A 20,358-nucleotide genomic window follows, 5' to 3' on the forward strand; every position below is an offset into this window, starting at 1 on the left:
CCAGGGCGGCGCGCATCCAGGTCACGGACACCCTGCACACCGCCCTGCACCTCGCCTGAGGGCACGGCCGGCCGCACCCTGCACCGCCGGACCGGGTGGGCTGTCGAGCGAGGTCCCCGCCGTCACCCTAAGGTTGATCAAGTAGCCGATTTCACAAGGGCCTTCACACCCGGGACCGGGACCCCGACGAGGTCGCGACCGGCCGGGACGGGAGAACGGAGCACGGTATGAACGACACCGACGACGAGCTGTGGGGGCGTTTCGCCACAGAGGTGGCACGAAGTGTTCCCGCGTACGGGCGCTTCCTCGCCGATCGGGGTATCGACGCGTCGTCGTTGGACCCTTCCGCCCTTCCGTCGCTGCCGGCCATGGACAAGCCCGGATACATTTCCGCGTATCCGCTGCCCGAACGGTGCCGGGACGGTGATCCGCACACCATACAGATGATCTCCACGTCGTCCGGCTCCTCCGGCGTTCCCACCGTCTGGCCCCGGCGTGTCGACGACGGCGAACGTGCGGCCGCCCCCTTCCGTCGTGTCTTCACCGACGCCTTCGGTGCCGACCGCAAGCACACTCTGGCGGTCGTCTGCTTCCCCCTGGGATCGTGGGTCGGTGGCCTCTACACGCTCGACTGCCTCCAGCACTTGGCCCGCACCGGTCTGAAGCTGACGCTGGCGGCGCCCGGGAACAACATCGCCGCCATCCTCCAGACCGTGCGAGCCCTCGCCCCACTCGCCGACCAGACGGTCCTGCTGGGATACCCGCCGTTCCTCAAGGACGTCATCGACGCCGGACGGACCGACGGCGTGCCGTGGGAGCGATACGGGATGCACCTCGTGTTCGCCGGAGAGGTCTTCAGCGAGACCTGGCGCGACGAGGTGTGCCGACGCGCGGGAATCACCAGTCCGGAAACGGCCACCGCGGGCCTGTACGGCACGGCCGACGCCGGGGTCCTCGCGCACGAGACCCCGGCGAGTATCCGGCTGCGCCGCTCCGTGGCCTCCACACCCGGGGCCGCCGAGGCCGTGTTCGGCTCCCGGCGACTTCCGTCCCTCATGCGGTACGACTCGGGTATCCGGCGCTTCGACACCGCCGACGGCGAGCTCTTCCTCACGACGGACGGGGTCGTGCCCCTGGTGCGCTACACGCTCGGCGACACCGGAGGGGCCGCCGCGTACTCCGCGTTGCTGCGCCGGTGCGCGGAGGCGGGCGTGCCCGCGACCGCACCGGAGCCGGACATGTCCGAGCGCTACGTCTGGCTGTTCGGCCGACCGCTGTTCGCCCTGTCCATGTACGGGGCCAACATCTACCCGGAGACCATCGCCGCGGGACTGGAGCGCGACGACGCCTACGCCGACCTCACCGGAAAGTTCGTGATGGAGATCGTGGAGGGGGAACAGCCGCGGCTGCGCGTCATCGCGGAGGTCCTCCCCGGCCGCCCGGTCAGCGACGTCCGTACGGACACCACGTCACTGTCGCTCCTCACCGCCCTGCGCGAGCAGAACGGCGAGTACGCCAACTATGTGCCCGAACACCTGCAACCACCGCTGTTCGAACTGCGGCCCCACGCGGACACCGCGTACTTCCCCACCGGGGTGAAGCACCGTTACACACGGGTGTGAGCCGGCGGCACACCCGAGGCCAGAACACGTGGTCGGCGCCGCCGAGTGTCCGCGATCGATCGCGGCGGTGGCGGCCGCCGGGTGTGCGGTGGGACCGGAGTCCGTCCCACCGCACACCCGCGCCTGCGGCGACGACGGCTACGGCGTCGTGCTCTTGTTGAAGCCCTTGTCCAGGTAGGGGTACTGGTCCACGACGAAACCGTCGTGGACCAGGCGAGCGATGCCGCCCTGGTCCCGCCAGACCTCCTTGGCGGAGCCGAAGGAGAAGCTGCCGGACTCCGGGTGGTTCTCGTTGGTGTAGACGCGGTAGCGCTGGCCGGGCTGGATGACCGTCCCCGGCGGGAAGGTGTAGGCGTGCCCGGTGGGCTTGGCCTCGACCTTCCAGTCCGTCAGGTCCTGCGGCCCACCGCCCTTGTTGAAGATCTCGACGTACTCGTCGGGCTGACCCGTGCCGTTGCCCACGTAGCGCAGGTCGGAGATGATCACGTCCGGTTCCTCGAGCGTGAACATGCAGACGACCTCGGCGAAGTTGATCCCGCCCTCGGGGCTGCGGAACTGCCGGACGATCTGGCCGCCGCGCTTGAACCCGCTCAGCACCGCCTTGTACTGCTTGCCGTCGATCGTGACCGACTGGGGGTGGATGAACTCCTGGAGGTCGACCAGGTCGTCGTCCGCGGGACTGCTGCCGGTGGTGTTGGGCGTCTCGTTGTGGTGGAAGGAGAAGTCCAGGCCCGTCCTGCTGCCGTCCTCGAACATGACGTCGATGGTGAGCTTGACGTCGAACTGGCTCGGCTGGACGTTGGTGGGGAGATTGCGGTGGACGAAGGTACCGACGACGAACTCGGTGCCGTCGAGCTGGACGTCCGCGGCCGCGCCACGGAACTGGTACCCGCTCTGCGAACCGCTGCTGCCCCACCGGACATCCGCGGTGCCGAGCCCGTCGACCGGTGAGATGGCCGGGGTGGTGGAGGGGAAGACGCCGGAGGTGACGACGGTGGTCATGGTGTCTGGCTCCTGCTCTCTCTAGGGTCTTTCGTTTGGATCAGGCCGGATCAGGGAGCGGGGTCCGGTGCCGTGCATCGCAAGGCGGAGGAGGGCGCCATGGCGGAGCCATGGCAACCGACGACAACGCGGCGAGGCGCGGTGCCGGGCCCCGCGAGCCCGGCCTGATCCAAACGAGAGGCCCTAGTCCTCGTCCTCGATGACCTCGGCCTTGAGCTTGGCCGGGGGCGCGGTGCCGATCTGGGCGAGACCGTCGGTACGGCGGCCGGGCGAGGCACCGTCGACGGCTTCGAGACCGCAGGTGTAGACGATGCAGTCCTTGTCCTGGTCGGTGGTGTTCAGGTGCACGTGGAAGCGGAACGTCAGCGTGCGCCCGTCGTCGCTGACCTTGGCCTGGACGGGGGGCAGACCGCCGCCCGTGGTCTGGTCCATGCGCTTGTACTGGGCGCCGACCACACCGTTCCAGCGGAACCCGGTGGGGGCGGTGAACACGTGGTCCCGCTCGCCGGCGTCCACGGTCTCGTTCCAGTTCGGCGTGCGCACACAGACGTTGATGGTGGTGCCGAGCCCGCCGGGGGCGTCCTCGACACCGCCCTCCTGCCACACCACGAGGGCGAGTTTCTCGGCTTCGGCCCGGGCCTGTTCGTAGCCCCAGTCGTAGCCGTTCGCGTAGTGGTCCTTCTCGCCCCGTGCGCCGTCGCGCGGGGGGTCGGCGTACGGACGGCCGGCGAGCGCGTCGGCACGCCCCTGCTCCTCTCCCCGTTTGTAGGCTTCCTTCTTGGGCGTCACTTCAGTGGCCATCTCCGCGTCCTCCTGGAGCTGTGGTCGAAGGGTTGCGTGTCGCGTGGAACAGGGGCGCCCTCGAAATGCGCCGGGCCGTCGTCCGCGTCCATGGTTAGCCCGGGATCACGAGCACTATGCCGCCTTTCCCCCTTTTGCGATGCCGGATCGATTCTGCGTCGCTTGTTCGAGTGGAGCTGAGGCGCACGGGGGGCGCGTGGGAGTGCGGCGCATCGGGCTCACACCCGCTCAACTCACCGGCGCTCGTGGGGGTCCGTCTCCGGCGGCTCCTCCCTCGTGCGGGTGGCGCGTCCGGTGTGCTGCACCCGTGGGCCGTGACCGGACCGGTATGCAGGGGGCGACGGTTCGGAAAGGAGACTGGCATGCGGGTGACGACGCCGTGGAAGGTGCGTGACGCCGTGCGGGCGCCACTGCGACACCCCCGGGCGGTGACGGCATGACGGCGCACACCACGGCCCCGGCGGGGCAGCCGGTCGCCTTGGACGGACCCGAGCCGCTGGTCACCATGGCGGGGGACGGCACCGCCGGCTTCCGCGGGGACGGGCTGCCGGCGGCGACGGCGCGGCTCGCCTTCCCGGCGGACGTGGCCGTGGGACCGGCCGGTGTCCTCATCGCCGACCACGCCAACCACCGGGTCCGCCGCATCGACCCCACGGGCGTCATCACCACCGTCGCGGGGGACGGACTGCGCGGCTTCGGCGGCGACGGAGCGGAGGCGGTACGGGCCCGGCTGGGCTTCCCGTCGGCCCTCGCGGTCGGCGCGGACGGCGGTGTGTTCGTCGCCGACGAGCTGAACCACCGGGTCCGCCGCATCGACCCCACGGGCGTCATCACCACCGTCGCGGGGGACGGCACGCGCGGCGACGACGGTGATACCGGTGACGGCGGACCGGCCGCCCGCGCACGGCTGGACGCTCCCTGCGCGCTGGCCATGGACGGCTCCGGACGCCTGTACGTCGGCGAGGCGGGCACCCGCCGGGTGCGCGGGATCGGCACGGACGGTGTCATCAGCACGGTCGTCGCCGCGTCCGGACGGCCTGCGGGCGCGGGCGCGGCCGACGCCGGTGACGCGTTCCTGCCCGCCGGCTTGGCGGTCGACGGGGCGGGCCGGCTCCACATCGCCGACCCGGTGGGCCGTCGGGTGCTGCTGCTGGACGAGGACGGCACGCTCCGGGTGCTGGCCGGTCCGCCGGGCGGCGGCGACGGCGCCGTGGCGGTCGACTGGAGCGCACCGTGCGCGGTGGCGGTCGACGCCCAGGGAGCGGTCTATGTCGCCGACATGAACGGACACCGCGTGTGGCGGCTGACCGGGCGAACGGCGGACGTCGTGGCCGGGGCGGAACCCACGGCCGACGAGGCGGTGCGGCCCACCGCCGGCTCCGCCCTCGCGTACCCGCGCGGTCTGGCCGTGGACCCGGCCGGCCGGCTGCTCGTGGCGGACAACTTCCACCACCGCGTCGCGGCCCTCCCCCTCACCGTCGCGCCCCCCGTCGAAGCCGACGAGGAGGACACGGGCGGAACCCCTCGACCCGACACCGGAGCCGACAGCGCGCCGGACACAGGCGAAACCCCGCAGCCCGACACCGGAGCCGACAGCGCGCCGGACACGGGCGGAACCCCTCGACCCGACACCGGCACTGACGGCACGCAGGGTGCGCCGGAGGCCGTCGTGGCGCGGCTGCTGGTGCGGCAGGAGGTCGGGGTGGAGATTCCGCGCGGCGGCGGCGAGTTGCTCCACGTACGGGTCTCGTCCACCGACGCCTGGGCGCCCGGACGCGTGGAGCACCGCTTCACCGCGCCGACCGGTCTCGTCTTCGACGGCCGGGCGACGTGCGCGTACTACCGCGTGGACGGTTCCGTGGTCGCCGCACCGGAGCCGGCGGCGGCGGTGCGGGAGGGCGGCAGGCTGCTGTCCGTCACCGATGAACCCCGGTTGAACACGCCCGGGAACCCGGCGGCGGCCCTCGTCTACACCCTCGGCGTCCGGGCCCGGGCGGACGCCGAGCCGGGCCGGTACTCCGACGGCCGGGCGGTGATCGCGGGCCAGCCGGAGGTCCGGCTGAAGGCGAGCGTCCTGGGGGACGACGAGGACTGAGCCCGCGCTGCCCGCCCCTCCGCGCCGCCCTGCCGCGCCGCCCGGCCGCGCCGCCCGGCCGCCTTGTCCGCCATAAGGGGCTGTTCGCGATTCCAAACCTCGAATGCGGAGGTGAACGTTTCTTTGCTCCCAGCTCACCCGGGCGGTGTGTGCGGATTGCTACGTCGTGCGAACAATGAGTTAGCTTTCGAAACGTGACTACGGCCACCCTGCCCAGACTCGGGCCGCCGGGGCCCTTCCCGCACGCCCCGCTCACCCACCCGCTCGACCGCAAGTGGCTGCACTACGCGTTCCTGTCGCGGTGCGGCCGGCAAGCGCTGATCGCCAACCTGTCCGTGCTGGGTTCCTCCGCGGGAGAGGTCTTCGCGGACCCGGGCGCTCCGGTCACCGGGCGGCGCAGCGGCACCGGCACGGCGGCCGAGGGGCAGCACATGGCGATCCTCCTCGTCTACGACGAGGAACTGGGTTGGAGCGCGACGCAGTTCAACGCCGACCAGCCGGAAGTGCCGTGGTCGGCGTTCCGGTTGCCGCATCCGCACGGCGCGGCCGGCGCGTTCCGGGTGGCCGCCCGTTCGGCGGCGCCGGCGGTCGACGTGCGGCTCACCCGCACCAGCAGGCCGTGCACCTCGCAGTGCGCCCCCTTCGGCGACGACGAGCACCTGCGATGGCAGTCGGAACCGGGCGTCCTGGGCACGGGCACCCTGCGGCACGCCGACGGCACGGTCACGACGACGGACCTGCTGGGCTACCACGAACGGGTGCGCGGCCGGTGGTCCTGGCCCACGCTCGGCGGCTGGGTGTTCGGTTTCGTCAACGACCCTTCCGGCCCGGCCGACGCCGCCCCGCCCTCGGCGGTCGTCTTCACCCTCCTCCAGCCCACTCGTCCGGCGGACGCGGCCAACGGTTCGGTCATGCTGTGGCGCGACGGACGCATGGTGCGGCACTTCCCGCGCCGCAACCTGCGGGTCGCGGTCAGCGGCAGCCTGGACCGTGACCGGGTGGTGATGGTCCCGCCGCTGGCGGACGTGCTGGGCACCCCGCCGACGGCCGCGGTGCCCGGCCGGCTGCTGATCACGGCCCGCCTCGGCGACGACCGTCTCGTCCTCGACTTCCGCTCCCGCACGTCGGGCCGGATCGCCAACCCCTCCGAGACGAGCCTGCATCCGTTCAGCGTGCACGAGACCCTCGGCCCGTGTACGGTCCACGGCCGGGTCGGCGGGCGTGACATCGGCTTCCGCACCCAGGGCATCGTGGAGTTCGCGGGTGGCGCCCATGACTGAGACCGCGCCCGCGCTCACGGGTGCCCGGCTGCTGGACGAGACCGTCACCGCGCTGTCCGACCGGGCGCCGGCCATCCTCGCCGCCGCCGCCGACCAACTGCGCGACATCCGGCTCGGCCTGCACTTCAACGACGGCAGCCACGCCACCCTCACCGCGCTGCACAGCCGTATCGTCGTGGAGCGGGACCGCTGCCCGGAGCCGGACGTCGAGGTCGTCTTCGACGACCGGGCCATGAACCTGCTGTTCGACCTCCAGCGCCCGCCCGTCGGCCAGGTCCTGCCCGAGAGCCTCGACGTCCGCGGCTCCCGGGACGACGCCCTCGCCGTGTGGCGCGCCTTCACCCTGCTGTCCCAGCGCGCGGCCGGCCTGCGCAGCATGCAGGAACTCTGGGGCAGCTACCGCGAGCAGGTGCCGCAGCTGTGGGGGAGCGCGGCGCCCGCCGCCCGGGAACCGGCCGGCGAACCGGTCGACTGGACGGCGCTGGACTTCCTGGCCCGGCTCTCGCCCGAGGACGCGCCCGCGCCGCCCGCGCTGATCGGCGACACCACCGTCCGGCCCGCACGCATGCTGTGGGACGGCCGTGTCTCCACCAGCTGGTCGCTGGAGGACCCCGTCCGCGACGCGGACCTGATGGAGACCATGCGCCGGTGCCGGGCCCGCACCAACGAGGAGATCGAACGGCTGCTGCCGGACCGCGAGCCGCGCGCCGAGCTGTACGACCTGATGCGCTCCTACCCGGCCCGGCAGGGCAAGGGGCTGCGGCCCACCCTGACCATCGCGGCCTGCGCCGCCTTCGGCGGGCGCCCCGACGACGCCGTACGCGCCGCCGCCGCGCTGGAGCTGTTCCACAACGGCTTCCTCGTCCACGACGACATCGCCGACGAGTCCACCCACCGGCGCGGGCTGCCCACCATGCACGAGGAGCACGGGCTGGGCCTGGCCGTCAACGTCGGCGACGGACTGAACCTGCTCGCAGTGGACGCCGTCCTGTCCAACCTGGAGACGCTCGGCCTGGTCCGCACCCTCGGCCTCATCCACGAGGCGGTGCACATGTGCCGGGAGTCGATCGAGGGCCAGGCCATGGAGCTGGGCTGGATCCGCCACGAGACCGTGCCCGAGACCGACGACGCCTACTTCACGATGAGCACCAAGAAGACCGGCTGGTACACGTGCATGAGCCCGTGCCGCATCGGAGCCGTCTGCGCCGGCGTCACCGACCCCGCCGTACTGCGCCGGTTCGACGAGGCGTTCCGCCTGATCGGCATCGCCTTCCAGATCCAGGACGACATCCTGAACCTGGTCGGCGAGGAGGCCCTCTACGGCAAGGAGCCCCTCGGGGACCTGCTCGAGGGCAAGCGCACGGTGATGCTGATCCACCTCTTCCGCACCGCCCGCCCCTACGAGAGGCCGCGCCTCTTCGACGTCCTGCGGCAGCGCCGCACCGACAAGACCCAGCAGCACGCCGAGGAGCTCCTCGCCGCGATGCGGCGGCACGGCTCCATCGAGTACGCCACCGAACTCGCCGACCGGCTCGCCGCCGAAGGCATCGCCCGCTTCGAGGAAGACCTGCGGATCATCCCCGAGAACGAGGGCAAAGCCGTCCTGCGGCAGATCGCCCACTACGTCACCTCAAGGCCACTGTGACCACCACGACCATGCCCCCGCCCGCCGGGCCCGCCGCCGACGGCCCGTTGACCCCCACCGACCACCGGTCGTTCGCCTTCCTCGGCCAGGTCAACGGCCATCTGCGCCAGTACCTGTGCACCCTGGCCCGGCACGGCGTGGCCGTGCGCCGCGGGGAGCCCGAACGCGCCCGGGCCCTGCTCGACGCGGTCCGCCCCTGGCCCCTTTACAAGGGCGGTCAGTTCCTCTTCGACCTGATGGAGTGGGAGGACCTGATGACCGACGGCGCTCCCCCGCCCCCGCTGCCCACCGAGCGGATCGTCTCCGCGAGCCTGCTGCCCGTACGGTGGCTCGCCGACGCCACCGCCCCCGCGCCCGGCGCGGCCAAGCTGATCCCCGGCCAGCACACCGCCGCCGCGTTCGACCTCCCGCTGCGGCTGCTGGCCGGCACGGCCCGCGCCGCCTTCCAGGGCGCCGCCCAGGACCTGACGGACCTGCTCGGCAAGCCGGCCGACCACGACGGCACCGACAGCACCGGTGACGCCGACGACGCCGGCTACGACGCCACCGATCACGCCGGTGCCGGACACGACAGCACCGGATACGACGGCGCCGCGCACGCCCCCGACGACGAACCCGCCGACACCGAACCGCCGCCCCTGGAAGCCGGGTTCTACCTCTACGAGGACATCGCCCTCGGCGCCCTTGTCGTCCTCGGCCCCCTCCTGGCCGACCACGCGCCCCCCGACCCCACACCCCCCGCCTAGGGACGCCGGCCCCGGCCGCTCCCGAGCAAGGCCCCCGAGCCCGCCGCACGGCGGATCCGCCCATGCGGACACCCCCCACCCTGAAGGGACATCATGGCCACGCAGACCGAGGCTCCCGTCGAATCGGGAGCGGAGAACAAGCTGTACATCCTCCAGCAGGGCATCGTCGAGGACGCGCCCGGCGGTGTACCGGCCCACCTCAGCTTCGGCATCCTCAGCACCGTCCCGGACCCGGTCAACCCCGGTGACCTCACCTTCACCCTCAAGGCGCCCACGGGCTTCGCGTTCACCGGGTGGCTCTCCTGGGCCTACCACGACGTCAACACCCTCCAGGCCAAGGGCAATCTGAAGACCACCCAGGGCAAGCTGTCCGACCAGGGCCGCAAGCTGACCTTCACCCACAACCCGTACCTGTCCACCAACCAGGAGGCCCTGGGCTACGCGGCCCAGGTCACCGCCGTCGACGGCGCGACACCGGGCCGTTACACCGACGGTGAGCTGCGTGTGGGCGCCGCCAACCCCGTCAAGCTCAAGGGCCGCGTCCTCGACCCCAACGAGGACTGACCCCTCATCACCGCACCCGCCCGCCGGTGGCTTCCACCGCTTCGGCCCGAAGCCACCGGCGGGACACGCAGAGAGAGGCGAGAGCATGTACGAAGAGGGAAATCGTCCGGCGGGCCGCGGCACAGGCACGGACACGGACACACCAGCGCCGCGCAGGCGTCGCGGGGCGCGCGGGGTGTGCGGGCTGGGGGTGCTCGTCGCGGCGATGCTGCTGGGCACCTCGCTGCCGGGGAACGCCGCCGCGACGCCGGGACAGCCCGGTACGGCGGCACGGGCCACGGCGGCACTCGAGCCGGAGTGCATCCAGCCGGGGAACGCGCGGCTCGACCCGCGGTTCTACTGGCGCAACGTGTTCGGCGCCCGGCTGGGCGAGGGCGTGATCCACGAGTCGTCGACGCCGAACCCGTTCGGCGGACGGATCGCGCCGGGATCGACGTTCACCTTCCGCTGGCGCCCGGACACCACCCGCAACCCCCTGGGGGCGCAGTACCACGTCCACCGGGTCAATCTGGCGTCGATCATGGCGGTGGCCGACGTCGAATGGGTCACCGGTCCGGGCAGTCTCTCCGGGACGACCCTGAGCGCCCAGGAGACACCGCCGGCGAAGCTCGGGGAGACCCAGGTGAGGTTCCGGATCAGGCCGGGCACGGAAGGCCGGACGGCCACCCTGTCGTCGGCGGACCACAGCCTCACTACGAGGTGGCTGTTCACCAACATCAACAACATCTGGGAGAACACCGGGAGCATCTCCTTCACCGTCGCCAGCCGCGCCAGTCTCGGCTGCGACTCGATCCTCGGCTAGCTCCTCGGCCGGCGGGACGATCACGGGAGGATGACGGGATGGTGAGGTGACGTACCGGATGCCGGCCGGCGCGCGGTCGGCCGGCGTCCCGGCCCGTCCCGCCGCCCTGTGCGCCCGGGCCGTCTCCGGTCAGCCGGCGCGCCGCCCCTTCTCCAGCGCGTCGGCCAGATGGGACATGACCGTCCAGACGACGGCGTGCCGCAAGGGGGTGAGGTTCCCCGGTTCGATGCTCAGCGTGTCCTCCCCCAGCCGGAAGGACGGGCCGAGGATCTGCGTCTTCAGCTTCGCACCGCGCAGCCGGCGGCCCAGTCCGGGGGCCGAGACGCTGATCAGGTCGTCGAGGACGCGGATGCGGGTCACGTCCTCCCAGGGGACGTCCTCGGCCGCGTCGTCGACGTGCAGCCCGACGCCGTCGAGCAGCAGGGAGCCGTATCTGACCTCCGCTTCGGGGAGGGCGAGCCGGAGCAGGTCGTGGCGGGCACGGGCGTCGGCGATCCGGACCATGATCCCCGCCAGGGCCTCGGTCAGCGTCGGGCCCCCGCGGCGCAGCAGGGTCAGGTATCCGGCACCGGCGCCCCCTCCGCCGGGGGTGTCGGAGAGGAACGAGGAGCCGGTGAGCCGACGGGCGCCGTCCCTGCCGTCGGGCCACAGCACGGCACGGAGCCGGCTGGGCAGCGCCGCGCCGTCGACGGCTGTCCCCTCCCGCGTGAGCGTGCCCTCGCGGAAGTCCGCCCAGGCGTGCGCCCACCGCACCCGCCGCCGGCCTCGGTGGACGAGCCCGCCCTCGCGCAGCTCCAGCCAGGTCGTACAGGATCTGAACAGGCCCCACACCCCCGGTACGAAGACCAGCAGGCACACCGTGAGGAAGGCACCCCGCCAGAACGACGGGACGGCCGTCGGCGGTCCGCCGGTCAGCCACACCACGACCGGCGGTACGACGACCACTGCCGCCTTGCCCACGGTGGGGCGCTCCCGGTACGTCACCCGCACCGGGCCCAGCGAGGCCGGATCGGCCCGGACGCCTCCGGCGCTGCGCCCTCGGGGGAGACCCGCGCCGCCCGGCATCCCGGTTCGCCTCTCGTCAGCCATGCCCGTTCCCCCCGAGTCGGTCAAGTCAGTTGTGGCGTGGGGCAGTTCGCAAGTCGGCCAGAAGCGATCATAAGTCCGGCCGACGGCACGGCAGGAGGGGTTTTCCGCCAGCCCGCCGATCCCTTCGGGCGGGGCGGGGACCGCGGTCACGCCCCGGTTCCGGCGCCCGGTCAGAGTGCCGCGCCGGACGCCGGGATGCCCACGGTCCGCGTACGCCGTGCCGCCGCGTCCCGCCGCTCGCCGTCGTCGCGGGCCGGGTCTCCCTCCTGGCACCGCGGGCCCAGCAGGCCGGACAGCTCCGACCGGCGGCGGACCGACAGTTTGCGGTACACGCGGGTCAGATGCTGCTCCACCGTGCTCACCGTGATGTACAGCTGGGTGGCGATCTGCCGGTTCGACCGGCCCGCCGCGGCCAGCGAGGCCACCCGCCACTCGGCCTCCGTCAGACCGCCGTCGGCGGCCGTCGGCGGCGGCGGACCGGTCCTCGCCGGACGGCCGTCCTCCGCCCGGAACGGCTCGGCCGGGGCCGGGGGCTCGTCGAGCGGGGTCGCGAGCTGGCGCAGGCGGTGGGGCGCGCCGCACTCGGCGGCCAGGCTCAGCGCCTCGTTCCAGCGGACCCGTGCGGTACGCGTGTGGCCGTCCGCCAGGTCCACCTGGCTCAGCTGGGCGAGCACCCCGGCGAGCGAGAGCCGGCTGCCCGCCGTGCGCAGGGTCCGCTCCGCCTCCTGGAGGTGGGTCCGGCGCCGCTCGGGCTCGTCGACGACGGCGAGGACCTGGAGGGCGCGACCGTGGGCGTCGGTCTCCCGGTCGCCCTGCGTGAGTTCCGCGACGGCCATCCGCCGGGCCCGGTCCGGCTCGCCGAGGGCCAGGTGCGCCTCAGCGGCGTAGGCACGCCAGCCGAGCGGCCCGAGCGCGTTCGCGTGCTGGGTCCCGCCCCGGGGGGCACAGGCGGTGAAGTCGTTGAGCGCCGCGTGCGGACGGCCCGTGTCCAGCAGGTGGCAGCCGCGGGCGACCCGGTACAGCGGGCCGAAGGACGAGTCCCACAGTTCGTCGGGGACCGGGCGTTCCAGGTAGCGGGCCGCCTGGTCCGGATCGCCCATGAGGCTGTGCGCGGCGATCAGGACCGACAGCGGCAGGCCGACGGCGACGCCCCAGCTGTGGTCGGGCAGCAGCGTCAGGGCGTCCGCGGCGTGGGCCGCGGCGGTGCGCAGGTCCCCCAGCTGCCACCGGATGTGGGCGCTCAGACCGGTCAGGAACGCCCGTCGGGCCGGGAGTTCGTGCGCGGGCAAGAGGTCCCGCTGCTCCTCGCACAGCCGGTCGGCGAGCGTCATCTCTCCCTCCCGCATCAGTTCCAGTACGGCCGTGAGGTCCGGCTCCCGGAACCGGCGGGCCTCCGGCACCGCCGGGGCGGGCCGGCGCTCCACGGCATCGTTGTCATCGGCGTCGGGCGCGGTCACGGGCGGCGGGATCCGTCGGGGGCCGCCGGGACGGGCGGACCCGGCGCGGGGCGGGGGCGTCACCGGCGTGCCGTACCGGGCGATGGCGGTGACGTCCCGGGTGCCGCGGAAGTAGCCGCGCACCGCGGGATCGTCGAGCGACTCCGGCCACAGGCAGCCGATCAGGGCGTGGAAGCCCCGGGGTTCGTCGTGCGCGTGCGAGGGCTCACAGGACTCGACCAGCCGGGTCATCACTTCCCGTGCCTGATCGCGGAAACCGAACCAGAGGAACCAGAGGACGAGGACGCGCAGCGCCCCGCAGTCGGCCTGCCCGGCGCGCGCCGCCGCCAGCAACCGGCCCGCCTCCGGCTCCGCCGCCAGCGGGTTGACGCAGCTCAGCGTGGCGATCAGGGCGGCGAGCACCTTGCTGCGCTGCGCCGCGCCGAGGTCGGCCCGGTCGGCCAGGCGCAGACAGGCGAGCGCCCGGTCGGTCTCTCCGTCCTTGAGCAGCTGCTGCCAGGCGTGTCTCAGCACCCGCGCCTGGGACGGGTCGGGCGGCTCGTCCGCGGCGACCAGGTGCCGGGCCACGGCGAGTGCCGGCGCACCGTCCGCGAACAGCAGCGCGGCGGCCCGCCGGTGCAGGCCCGGCCCCTCGGCGCCGAGCATGCCCAGGACGGCGGCGGGTATCGCCGGGTGCCGGAAGCCGCCGTCCTCCAGCAGGCCGGCGCACTCCAGTTCGGATATGTGCTGCTCGGTCTCCTCGGTGCTGCGTTCCAGCAGTTGGGCGGCGCGTACGGGGCTGGCGTCCTCCCCCAGCACGGCGAGGGCCTGGACGGTCCTGGCGAGGCAGGGGTGGCGGACGAGAGCGGCGAGGTAGGCGGTGCGGAAGGCGTCCCCGACCGGGACGGACGTCGGGGGCGGGACGGGCGCCGGAGTCGGGGCGGACGTCGGGGCAGGGGCCGGCGTCGGGGTCGGGGTCGGGGTGCGTGTCGTGGACGAGGCGGACTTCTCGCACGAGGGGGGTGTCGTGGACGGGACGGCGCCGGCCAGGAGGAGGTCGCGGACGAGCGCGGTGGCCAGGGCGGGATTGCCGCCGCTGATCCGGTGGACCGGTGCGGCCAGCCCGGTGGCCGCCTCGGCACCGACCCCGCGCTCCAGCAGACTCTCGACCTCCTCCTGGCACAGGCCGGTGGCCTCGATCAGACGGGCGCCGGGGAGTCCGATGAACTCCAGATGGTCACGGGAGCCGTCGCAGAAGGTGCGCGGATAGACCACCGCCAGGGTGATGTCGTGGGACTGGGCGCGGCGGGCGAGGTAGAGCAGACAGGACTGCGATGCCGGGTCCAGATACTGGGCGTCGTCGACGAGGATGACGACGCCGGTGCGCCCGCCCGCCGCGACCAGCGCGGAGACGAGGTCCCGCAGGAGGGCGGCGGGAACGGGGTCGGACGGGGTGCCGGACGTCGCGCGCTCGACGAGCCGGCCCACGGCCGAGCGCAGTCGATCGGGAATCCCGGGAACGTGGATGAACTGTTCGAGGACGGAAAAGGAAATCTCGCGTTCATCGCGGAATCCGGTGGCGTGCAGGCATAAAGATCCGGAAGTGATGGCACGTCTCTTCATCTCTTCCAAAAGAAACGTTTTTCCAGTCCCCGGCCCTCCTTGCAGGACGAGGACGCCACTGCGCCGTTCGGCCTGTCGGAGGGTGCCGCCGAACGGCGCGGAACATAAATCGCAGGCTGCCATCGGCATCGCATCGTCCTGTTCCCCTGCACGGAGCCGCCCGGTTCACGCTTTCCGGGACGACGACTGACCCCCCGTCCGTTGGTGATCAAGTGTAGGTCAGGTGAGGTGAGTTACCGGATCGCGATCCGAGTTTTGTCATTTCTTGACTTGTGCGGAGTAAAGGGGAATCCGGACCGCACGGCCCCGTGCGGCAGAGAACGTACGAGGTCGGCGCGCGGGCCGCTCACGGCAAGCGCTCCTCCTGCCGGCCGTCGGCCGGGGCGCCGGTGTCCACCCGTTGCGGCCGGCCGGTCTCGGCGGACGCGTAGACCGCCGCCACCACGGCCACCGCCTGCCGTCCGGCCGCCCCGTCCACCAGCGGCGGCCGCCCCTCGCGCACCGCGTCGCAGAAGTCCAGGAGCTGGTCGCGGTGCGGCTGGTACAGCAGGCCCGCGGCGTCCCGGGTGCGGTCCCGCGCCAGCTCCGCCGCGTGCTCGGCGGACTGGTCGGCGGCGCCGTACGCCCCGTACGCGGGCGCGTCCTCACCGTCCTGGGCGAGGTGCAGATAGGCGAGTTCGTCGTCGTCGATGACGACCGAGCCGCGGTCGCCGTTCACCGCCGTCCGGGCGGTGCGGCCCGGATAGGCGGCGGTGGTGGCCAGCAGGGTGCCCAGCGCGCCGTTCGCGAAGTGCAGACTGGCCGTCGCCACGTCCTCCACCTCGATGCCGGGGTGGGCCAGCCGCGCGGTGTGGGCGGCCACCTCCACCACCGGTCCGGCCAGCCACTGCACCAGGTCCACCGCGTGGATCGCCTGGTTCATCAGCGCCCCGCCGCCATCCAGGGCCGGTGTGCCGCGCCAGCCGCCGGAGGCGTAGTACGACGGACCGCGCCACCAGGCCAGCTCGGTCATGACGGAGGTGACCCGGCCCAGCCGCCCCGACTCGATCGCCGTACGGGCCAGCCGGGCGGCGGGGTCGAAGCGGTGCTGGGACATCACGCCGAGTGTCCGCCCGGTCTCCCTGGCCACGGCGATCAGACGGTCGGCGGCCCGCGGCGACACGTCGACGGGCTTCTCCACCAGCACGTGCTTGCCGGCGCGCAGCGCCGCCTCGGCCAGTCCGGCGTGGGTGCCGCTCGGGGTGCACACCAGCACGGCGTCCACGTCCCGCCGGGCCAGCAGCCCCGCCACGTCGGTCGCCGGGCGGCCCACCGCGGCCGCCAGCGTCCCGGCCCGCACCGGGTCCCGGCCGGCCACCGCGGCCAATCGCGCCCGGCCGGCCAGTTCGTCGTCCTCGCGGGTCAGCAGCCGGGCCAGGAAGCCGCCGATCGACCCGCAGCCGATCAGTCCGAACGTCAGCAACGCAACCTCTTCCGGTCAGGGGTTCCCGTCAGGGTTCCAGTCGGGGCTCAGTCAGGGGCCGTGGAGGCCGGGTGGCCGGGTGGCCGGGTGGCCGGGGCGGGAGCGCGGTGGGACCGCGCTCCCGCTCGCCGGAGGGCTCAGGTGCGGACGGAGGGCGGCCGGGGAGCCGGGTGGGCGGCCTCGGCCAGCAGGCCGATGCGCGCCACACCGCGCAGGTCGAGGCCGGGCGGCCCGGCCGGTGACAGCAGCGCGGCGACCGACCAGCGCAGGGCGTTGTCCAGGGGTGAGTCGTGGATCAGCCACTCGCGCCGCAGCCCCGGCCCCTCCACGGCGAGCCGGTGGGTGTTGCGCGGCAGCCGGGTGCCCCGGGGCAGGGTCACCGGGTCCAGGTCCAGTCCGAAGCGCACCGGCCCGGCGAGCACTTCCACCCGGCGCTGTCTGCTCTCCCCGGCCGTGTCGGGCAGGTCGAACCAGGCGGGCTCGGCCACCTGCCCGGACGGGTCGGGGCCGACGATGGTGGAGTACAGCTCGACGTCCACGGCGTCGGCCACGGCCTGCTCGTGGGCGGCGGTGCTGGTCAGCTCGGGGTCGGTCGCCACCCGCAGGGCGCACGCCTCGGGGCTGGTGCCCATGTAGGTGTCGTACGTCGCCGCGGGCAGAGCGCCGCGCACCAGGGCCAGCATGTGCAGCCACTCGTAGCCGAAGACGCCGTAGTCGTGGTCGACGAAGCGACCCGCCGCGATGTCGGCCCGCCGGTCCTTGCCGAACCCGACGCGGACCGCCCGCAGCGCGTGCCGGGGCGCCAGTTCCCGCCGCAGCGTGCGCAGCATGGCCATCGCCTGGGAGTGCCGGTACTGGTCCATGACCACCAGCCGGGCATCGGGGTGGCGGTCCAGCAGGGAGGTCAGCTCGGGGATCTCCCATGTGCGGCACAGCGGCTTCTCCACCAGCAGCCGGGCCGCGGGATCGACGGCGAGCACGTCCGCCACCGCCGCCACGTGGGTGGCGGTCGGCGAGCACACCGACCAGACGTCGACGGGCCGGTGGGCGGCCGCCTGCTCGACCCGGTCGAAGACCGGTACCGCGCCGGTCGGGGCGCCCGGGGCGGGGTCGACCACGCTGACGTCGAACCCGAGGTCGCTCAGCAGCCGTTGGTGCAGCCGGCCGGCGGCCCCGTATCCGATGACGCAGACGTGCGTCCCGGACGTACGGGGCCTCATCGGGCCACCGGAGCGGCGGCGCCGACCGGGGCGGCGGGGCGGCGGGCGCCGGAGGCGAGGTACTCCTCGTAGTAGGCGGAGAACAGCTCCGCCTCGTCGATTGCCCGGTCCACGGGTTCCAGGTGGAGGCCGGGGCCGAGCCGGCCGGCCTCGCGGCAGAGCGTCTTGGCGGCGATCAGCGTGCCGGCCCGGTAGGCGTCGTAGCCGCGGTTGGCGATCCCCTCGTACTCGAAGAGGTTGAGCGAGCGGCCGTCGCCCAGCAGGGTGGCCGTGGTGCCCGAGGGCAGGGTGTGACGGACGCCGACCTGGGGGATCACCGTGGACCGCAGCCCGTCGAAGCCCTCGCTGAGCAGGCTGAAGTCCTTGGTGGCGAAGCCCGCGAGGTACACGCCGTCGGGCAGCAGCGGCAGCACGTCGGGGGTGAGGGCGAGTTCACCGGTGTTGCCGATGATCAGGAAGGGGGCGTGGGCGCCGAGCGCCTCGCCCGCGCTGGTGTACGTCTCGTACCCGTGCTCGGCGGCGGTGATCAGCGCCAGGATGTCCGTGTCCACCACGGCGACCCGGCAGCCCAGGGCGCGCAGCGCGTGCGCCACCCGGCCGCCCAGCGTGCCGTAGCCCAGCAGCAGCACGTGGCGGCCGATGAACTTCTCGCCGGGCAGTACGGCACGCAGCCGGCGTACGCAGGAGTCGGCTATCTCGTTGTAGCCGAGCATGCTCTTCAGCCGGGAGCGCGCCATGTTCAGCACCGGGACGGTCAGTCCGCCGGGGGCGTTCGCGATGCGCTTCAGCCCGCTGACGGTCAGCTCGAGGGCGCCGTCGATGTGTTCGTCGAGGACGCCGTCGGCCCCGTACCCCTGCGCGAGGAGGCCGCCGTCGTCGATGACCAGCACCTTGCGGCCCGCCGCGTGGGCCTGGCGGACGAAGTCGTCCACCCGCTCGTTGACGGCGAGGGCGTACGCGCGCGCCGCGGTGTCGGCCGAGCCGTTGATCACCGAGTTGTCCAGGGTGTCGCTCCGGTAGCCGCGGTGCAGGAACCAGGCGTGGACCCGGTCGCGGTGCAGGGTCCGGTCGCCCTTGTTGAGTGCGAAGATCCACTCGGGGTCCATCCCGGCCCGTTCCATGCCGAGCAGGAAACCGACGCTGTTCTCCACGTAGTGGTCGCGGAAGACCAGCGCCCAGTCCCGGAAGGCCGGCTCCTCGGTGGCGTAGCGCGCGACCAGGGGCATGCCGCCGACGATGGAGTCGATCTCCGCCTCGGTGTAGCACCGGCCGCGCAGGGTCAGCGCCTCGACGAGGCGGTCGAAGACGGCCTCGGCCCTGCCGGTGAGCGGTCCCGCGGCGGTGAGCAGCACCTGCGTACGGCCGGCCGGCGGGTCGACGGGGTCGAGGGTGTCCGGGCCCGCGTCCGCGACCGGCCGGCTGCGCAGCTGCACCGGGGTGCCGTCCAGCTCGAACACCCGGTTGCCGGGTCCCTGTTCCGTGAGTTCCGGAAGTGGCACGCCCTCTCCGCGCAGCACCGAGCGAACGGTGGCGTCCACGTCCTGGAGTGTCATACGGCCGTCGAGGATCTCGTACCGGCCTGCGCCGGGGTATGCCGCGGTGCTCTCGTCGACGACACCCAGGGATTCGCTGTCCGCAAAAGCCATCGTCTCAACCTCTTCTCGTCGTGGATCGGGTCATCGGCCAGTGGTGACCGGGACGCCGGGGAGGGGCAGCCGGTGCCTCCTCGCGCGCGGCGGGGAACTGTGCGAGAACGGGATGCATGGATGTACGGGGGTGGTGGTGCGAGGGCCCGCGGGGACGAGGACGGAGGTGGGGGAAGGCGGCTCGCCCGTGGCTGGGCCGCACCAGGGCCCTCTCGCAACACCGCGAGCCTATGAAGATCGTCCTCCGCAGCCCCAGCCCCTACAGCCCCTATGACCCCCTGTGCGTACGGCGGTTGGGGGCGTGGCTGGTGGGTATGTGCGGGGGCCGGAAGGTACGGGCGGTGGTTCGGTGGGCGTGGGCGGGGGCCCAGGGGGTACCGACGGCGTACGACGGCCCGGCATGAGGCAGTCCGGCGCGCGGGGGCGGCGGCCCAGCGGGTACCCGTGTACGAGCGGAAGTTCGGCGGGCGGCGGCCCGACGCGGAGGCGACGAGCGACGGCACGGACAGCGGACCGCGGCCCGGCGCGGGAACGACGAGGCGGGGGGCAGCCCGGCAAGCGGGGGCAGCGGGCAACGGCCGAGCGGGCACGGACGGCGGGCGGCAAGCACAAGTGGCGTAGGGCAGCCCGGCGGGCACGGGCGGCATGTGGCGGGCGGACGGCGGGCGGCGCCCGGCGGGTGCGGGCGAAGTCGGACGGCCCAGCAGGCGCAGGCGGCGGGCGCGAACGGCGGGTGCAGGCAGCCGGCGTGAGGAGACGCCCGGCGCGTGGAGGCGCCGGGCGGACGGCGGCACGATCTCCGCCCGGTTCGCCCCTTTGTCTTCCGGTCCGTTCCACCGCTCGAGGGCGCAACAGGGGTTCGTAGGGGCCGTAGGGGCTGGGGCTGCGGAGGACGATCTTCATAGGCTCGCGGTGTCGGGGACGGCCCGGGCGTGGTCCGGCCTCCCGCATCGCGGTCCCGCCCCCACTGTGACGGGGTGTCACCGCGGATCGACGGCCCGGTCCACGACGAGAAGAGGTTGAGACGATGGCGTGGAGCCCGACCCGACCCGCGCGGCCCCCTCGGCGGCGCTGAACACCCCGGCCGACGGGCGTGCCGAACACCGGTGCCGGTGCCGGGACGACCACGCCGGCCGGCTCACGGGGCCGCACCCGGCAACGGCCGGATCCGCACCGACCACCCACCGCTCCGTCCCCGCCGCCACACCGTGACCGCCGGTCACCCGGCGCCCGCGGACCGCGCCCGGGACCGGCCGGCCGTACCTCCGCGTGCCTCGGAGCGCGGCGGGCCTCCCCCGCACCCCTACGCGCACGCCCTCTTTCCC

General features: G+C 73.5%; 14 protein-coding genes. 7 read left to right on the forward strand and 7 right to left on the reverse strand.

The window, feature by feature from the left end:
- Positions 1-227: 227 nt before the first annotated feature.
- Positions 228-1,622, forward strand: coding sequence for a phenylacetate--CoA ligase family protein (locus tag IF37_RS0113875; protein ID WP_030741470.1), 1,395 nt, complete (start codon positions 228-230; stop codon positions 1,620-1,622).
- Between the two features lie 138 nt (positions 1,623-1,760).
- On the opposite strand, the gene IF37_RS0113880 is transcribed toward IF37_RS0113875, so the two are convergent.
- Both IF37_RS0113880 and IF37_RS0113885 read right to left on the reverse strand, forming a co-directional pair.
- Positions 1,761-2,624, reverse strand: a complete 864-nt coding sequence (locus IF37_RS0113880; protein ID WP_030741473.1) for a lamin tail domain-containing protein — start codon at positions 2,622-2,624, stop codon at positions 1,761-1,763.
- Positions 2,625-2,807: 183 nt separating this feature from the next.
- Entirely contained in the window at positions 2,808-3,425 is a 618-nt protein-coding gene (locus IF37_RS0113885) for a hypothetical protein (RefSeq protein WP_030741476.1), read from the reverse strand.
- A 436-nt stretch (positions 3,426-3,861) separates the two neighbouring features.
- Between IF37_RS0113885 and IF37_RS0113890 the strand changes: the two genes are divergently transcribed.
- From IF37_RS0113890 to IF37_RS0113915, 6 genes are all read left to right on the forward strand, one after another.
- The gene (locus IF37_RS0113890; RefSeq protein WP_253915755.1) at positions 3,862-5,520 is read left to right on the forward strand and encodes a serine/threonine protein kinase; all 1,659 of its coding nucleotides are present in this window, start codon (positions 3,862-3,864) and stop codon (positions 5,518-5,520) included.
- Between the two features lie 194 nt (positions 5,521-5,714).
- Positions 5,715-6,800, forward strand: a complete 1,086-nt coding sequence (locus IF37_RS0113895; protein ID WP_030741482.1) for a hypothetical protein — start codon at positions 5,715-5,717, stop codon at positions 6,798-6,800.
- Positions 6,793-8,445: a polyprenyl synthetase family protein gene (locus IF37_RS0113900; protein WP_030741484.1), complete on the forward strand. Its 1,653-nt coding sequence runs from the start codon at positions 6,793-6,795 to the stop codon at positions 8,443-8,445. The genes IF37_RS0113895 and IF37_RS0113900 overlap by 8 nt, the downstream gene beginning before the upstream one ends.
- A complete protein-coding gene (locus IF37_RS0113905) occupies positions 8,442-9,191 on the forward strand; it encodes a hypothetical protein (protein WP_253915756.1) in 750 nt (249 codons plus the stop codon). The genes IF37_RS0113900 and IF37_RS0113905 overlap by 4 nt, the downstream gene beginning before the upstream one ends.
- A 93-nt stretch (positions 9,192-9,284) precedes the next feature.
- Positions 9,285-9,755, forward strand: a complete 471-nt coding sequence (locus IF37_RS0113910; RefSeq protein WP_030741490.1) for a hypothetical protein — start codon at positions 9,285-9,287, stop codon at positions 9,753-9,755.
- Between the two features lie 175 nt (positions 9,756-9,930).
- Entirely contained in the window at positions 9,931-10,557 is a 627-nt protein-coding gene (locus tag IF37_RS0113915) for a hypothetical protein (RefSeq protein ID WP_253915757.1), read from the forward strand.
- Between the two features lie 129 nt (positions 10,558-10,686).
- Here IF37_RS0113915 and IF37_RS0113920 read toward each other — a convergent pair whose 3' ends face one another.
- From IF37_RS0113920 to IF37_RS0113940, 5 genes are all read right to left on the reverse strand, one after another.
- On the reverse strand, positions 10,687-11,646 hold the full coding sequence (locus tag IF37_RS0113920; RefSeq protein WP_158727338.1) for a hypothetical protein: 960 nt from the start codon (positions 11,644-11,646) through the stop codon (positions 10,687-10,689).
- Positions 11,647-11,816: 170 nt separating this feature from the next.
- Positions 11,817-14,834 (reverse strand): LuxR family transcriptional regulator, encoded by a 3,018-nt coding sequence (locus IF37_RS0113925; protein WP_079165723.1) that lies wholly within the window; start codon positions 14,832-14,834, stop codon positions 11,817-11,819.
- A gap of 217 nt (positions 14,835-15,051) precedes the next feature.
- A complete protein-coding gene (locus IF37_RS0113930; protein ID WP_030741502.1) occupies positions 15,052-16,167 on the reverse strand; it encodes a Gfo/Idh/MocA family protein in 1,116 nt (371 codons plus the stop codon).
- 137 nt (positions 16,168-16,304) lie between these two features.
- Positions 16,305-17,387 (reverse strand): Gfo/Idh/MocA family oxidoreductase, encoded by a 1,083-nt coding sequence (locus IF37_RS0113935; protein ID WP_030741505.1) that lies wholly within the window; start codon positions 17,385-17,387, stop codon positions 16,305-16,307.
- Positions 17,384-19,033, reverse strand: coding sequence for a hypothetical protein (locus IF37_RS0113940; RefSeq protein ID WP_030741508.1), 1,650 nt, complete (start codon positions 19,031-19,033; stop codon positions 17,384-17,386). Before IF37_RS0113940 ends, IF37_RS0113935 begins: the two co-directional genes overlap by 4 nt.
- Positions 19,034-20,358: the final 1,325 nt, after the last annotated feature.

The sequence above is a fragment of the Streptomyces sp. NRRL S-31 genome (assembly GCF_000718775.1).
Lineage (GTDB): Bacteria > Actinomycetota > Actinomycetes > Streptomycetales > Streptomycetaceae > Streptomyces.

Coding starts and splice junctions, on each gene's coding strand:
- IF37_RS0113935 (WP_030741505.1), bottom strand. CDS start 17,387: ATGAGGCCCCGTACGTCCGGGACGCACGTCTGCGTCATCGGATACGGG.
- IF37_RS0113900 (WP_030741484.1), top strand. CDS start 6,793: ATGACTGAGACCGCGCCCGCGCTCACGGGTGCCCGGCTGCTGGACGAG.
- IF37_RS0113885 (WP_030741476.1), bottom strand. CDS start 3,425: ATGGCCACTGAAGTGACGCCCAAGAAGGAAGCCTACAAACGGGGAGAG.
- IF37_RS0113910 (WP_030741490.1), top strand. CDS start 9,285: ATGGCCACGCAGACCGAGGCTCCCGTCGAATCGGGAGCGGAGAACAAG.
- IF37_RS0113880 (WP_030741473.1), bottom strand. CDS start 2,624: ATGACCACCGTCGTCACCTCCGGCGTCTTCCCCTCCACCACCCCGGCC.
- IF37_RS0113920 (WP_158727338.1), bottom strand. CDS start 11,646: ATGGCTGACGAGAGGCGAACCGGGATGCCGGGCGGCGCGGGTCTCCCC.
- IF37_RS0113875 (WP_030741470.1), top strand. CDS start 228: ATGAACGACACCGACGACGAGCTGTGGGGGCGTTTCGCCACAGAGGTG.
- IF37_RS0113925 (WP_079165723.1), bottom strand. CDS start 14,834: ATGCCGATGGCAGCCTGCGATTTATGTTCCGCGCCGTTCGGCGGCACC.
- IF37_RS0113940 (WP_030741508.1), bottom strand. CDS start 19,033: ATGGCTTTTGCGGACAGCGAATCCCTGGGTGTCGTCGACGAGAGCACC.
- IF37_RS0113890 (WP_253915755.1), top strand. CDS start 3,862: ATGACGGCGCACACCACGGCCCCGGCGGGGCAGCCGGTCGCCTTGGAC.